Raw genomic sequence first — 3,054 nt, forward strand, 5'->3', positions numbered from 1 at the left:
AGCTTGGCGAGGTTTAGGTCCCGCTTCGACAGCTCCGCGTGGAGTAGCTCGTAGACAGTCCTCCTAGTCTCCGGCCTTACATGGGCGAGAGAGTCGACGTAGTCGAGGGGCGTGGGGAAGCCCGTCGACCCCGTCACCCCGGAGAGCGCCGCTAGGACTTCGGGCAACCCCCAGCCCCCTGCCTCGTATACCTCTACCTTGACCGCGAGGGGGGACACGGCGAGGCGCGGCTTGTAGAACACGACCTTCACCTGGCCCGCCCACGAGCCGTACACGGTGTTCAGCCTCTCGAGCCACTCGAGCCTCGGGTAGAGGGCCCTCGCCACCTCGCCGCCCGCCCTCCTCGCCGACTCTGCCAGCCTGTCCCTCAGCTCCCTGTAGCTCCCGAGGACGAAGTACTCCCCGGGCTCGAGCACGAGCGACATTAGGAGCCTGTCGTTGATGGGTATCCCGCCCGCCCTGTAGACCGCGGAGATGTCCCTGGAGTAGCTCCTCTTCAAGACCCCCACGAGAGGCGTGCCGGTCTCGCCGGCCAGCCTCAGCGCGTTCTTGGTCTCCTCCGCGACCCGCCAGTGCGCCAGCCACTCCTCCTGCGAGAGAGTAGGCTCGGCCTCCACACCGCCCCTGTAGAGCAGCTCCCCGTCGACGACGGCTATGTCGAACCTCGCCCAGCCCCCCTTCTTCTCCTCGAGCCTTTTTAGGAGGGCCCGCCTCTCGAGCAGCCTGGCCTCGACCTCGGTCAGGTCCCTCGTGGAGTAGTGCCTGACGTGGGCCACTACCCTAGGCGGCCCGCCGCAGGAGTGCCCCATTAAGACCTCGGCGACCTGTATAACGCCTATGAAGCCTCCGGCCACCTCGATCGGCGGGGACGTGTAGCCGCTGTCAACACTGTAGAAGCAAGCCTCTCTAGCCTCGGGGAACCTGTTTATTAGCCCCTTCTCGCGGAGCTCTTCGCCGAGCTCCAGAACCTCGTCCACGCCCTTAGCCTGCTCGAAGACCTCCTCCGCCACCTCTCTAACGGCCTCGTACACGACCTCGGGGGCTACGTAGACCTCCTCCTCGCTACTCATACTGTCTTCACCTTGATCAAGACCGGGTGCCTGAGCGGGTTGCCTAGGCCGGCGAAGTAGAACTCCCTCTCCCTCAGCAGGGCTATGTTCTCCAGGGTTATGCCCCCCAGGTCGAGGTCGCCTTGGAGGTTCTGCAGGTCGCCGGGCGTCTGGAGCCTGCTGAAGAAGTAGGTGTTGATGTTGTTCCTCACCCAGGTGCTGAAGTCCACGACCCTCTGGCTCACGAGGACGAGCCCAAGCCCCCACTTACGCCCCTCTCTCGCGGTCCTCTCTATTATGTCGACAGACCCGCACTCCCTGCAGGCGTAGTTGTGGGCCTCGTCTACGACGACGAGCGTGTTCACGGGCGTCTTGGTCTCGTCGATCCTGTCCCACAGCCTGCCGAGGACGGCGTTGAGTATAGAAGCCCTCTCCTCGTAGTCCACCGTGCTCAGGTCCACTACGAGGACCCTCTCCCGGTCGAGCCTGTCCAACAACTCCCCTACCGAGAGCCTCCTCCGCTTGAGGGACTCGAAGAACCCCCTCGCCTTGGAGGCCAGCTTGACCCTGTACTTGGCGGGGGTGGTCTTCTTCGCCCCCAGCGCTCTCGCGACCAATGACAAGACCTCCCCGAACTTGCCGAGGTCCCAGTCGACTTGCTTCAACGCTTCCTCGGGGTTCGTGCTGAGGAACTCGGACACCACCTTCTCCAACGCCTCCTCCTCGCCTACGCCCTCTCTCCTCCCGAACTGCCTCACCTCGCTTTGTAGCCTGGACCTCACAGCTCCCGGGTCTCCTCTCGCGACTATGTAGGCGATGAGGGAGTAGAAGAGGTAGGCGTCCTCCTCCCTCTCCTTCACGATGTCCGCGAGGTGGTTGTAGATGTCCTCGACGTCCGGGAGTACCTCGTCGGCCGACACGGTCTTGTCTGGGAAGTAGGGCTTGTAGTCCAGGCCCGAGTGGTCGAAGACCAGCACCTTCCAGTCCGTGTTGTCGAGCACCTCCCTTATGATGGCTATGGCTAGCCTCGACTTCCCCGTCCCAGTTGCTCCGACTATGCCTATGTGGTACGGGAGGCTCTTCGGCGACAGGGGGATCTCGATACCGCTGTACTTGTGGCTCCCGACGACCAGCCCCTTCTCCAGCTTCAGGTTGACGTCGCTGGGTGACTCGACGAGGTAGACCTCGCTACGGGGAGTGGGCGGCTGCGTGGAGGGCTCTAGTGAGCCGTCCTCCCTCAGCACGCCTATGATCCTAACGGCAGAGGTCTCGAAGACCACCTCCCTCCCCATCCTCGCGAGGCCGGGGTTGTCCACGACGCTGGACCTCTGGTTGGGGCTCAAGAGCGGGTCCTGCATTCTCAGGTTGCGGAGCACCCCAAGGTAGTTCAGGTTCTTGGCCTCGTCCCTCACCACTACGAAAGCCTCCTCTTTCGCGTCGAGCTCGCGCTGCTTGTACACCTGGATGGGGGCTATAGCGGCCGAGGAGCCGCTGGCCACGACACCGATGGGCTTCATTTAGACCACGACTATAGTTTTGTCATCGTGGTCATATAATTGTTGCTCAGGCAAGAAGCGTGGGATAGCCAGACCCGTCCGCACCGAGACGGCCGGAGTACGCTCGCCGACGTCGTGGCCGGCGTGGTGAAAGGCCCTCCTGGTAGTGGGCGGTTTAACGGCGAGAGGATGCGGAGTGTTCAAGTAAGAGGTTTTGTTTACCGCTATCCAAGTTTTTCTTAGAAAAGATCGCTTTTCAGACAAGCTCTAGGAGCCAGTTGCCCTTCCGCACGGGATGCGGCGGCTTAAACGCTTATAGAAGACCTCAACTTAGGGTTGTAGACCTCCTCTAACCCTACCCCGAGTAGCATGAAGCCTAGGACTAGCCCCAGCAGCATCAGCCCCGGAGGGGTGAAGTACCACCAGTAGCCTGCCGTGAAGCTACCGGAGGTGTAGGCGAAGTGTAGTATGGTCCCCCAGCTTATGTCGTTTATGTTCCCTACGCCGAG

2 protein-coding genes and 1 pseudogene are annotated in these 3,054 nt (G+C 62.1%); all 3 read right to left on the minus strand.

Annotated features, from left to right (window positions below; translation table 11 throughout):
* A partial coding sequence (locus ACP5VX_RS06790; protein WP_428725124.1) for a DNA double-strand break repair nuclease NurA occupies positions 1-1,070 on the minus strand: 1,070 nt, incomplete at its 3' end.
* Entirely contained in the window at positions 1,067-2,566 is a 1,500-nt protein-coding gene (locus ACP5VX_RS06795; RefSeq protein ID WP_428725125.1) for an ATP-binding protein, read from the minus strand. The genes ACP5VX_RS06790 and ACP5VX_RS06795, both read right to left, overlap by 4 nt.
* 284 nt (positions 2,567-2,850) lie before the next feature.
* Positions 2,851-3,054, minus strand: a pseudogene (locus ACP5VX_RS06800) (ABC transporter permease); the annotation flags it as partial.

The sequence above is a fragment of the Thermogladius sp. genome, assembly GCF_049970955.1.
GTDB lineage: Archaea > Thermoproteota > Thermoprotei_A > Sulfolobales > Desulfurococcaceae > Thermogladius.

Bases quoted from the DNA above. Each gene is read 5' to 3' on its own strand.
- ACP5VX_RS06795 (WP_428725125.1), bottom strand. From the start codon at position 2,566: ATGAAGCCCATCGGTGTCGTGGCCAGCGGCTCCTCGGCCGCTATAGCC.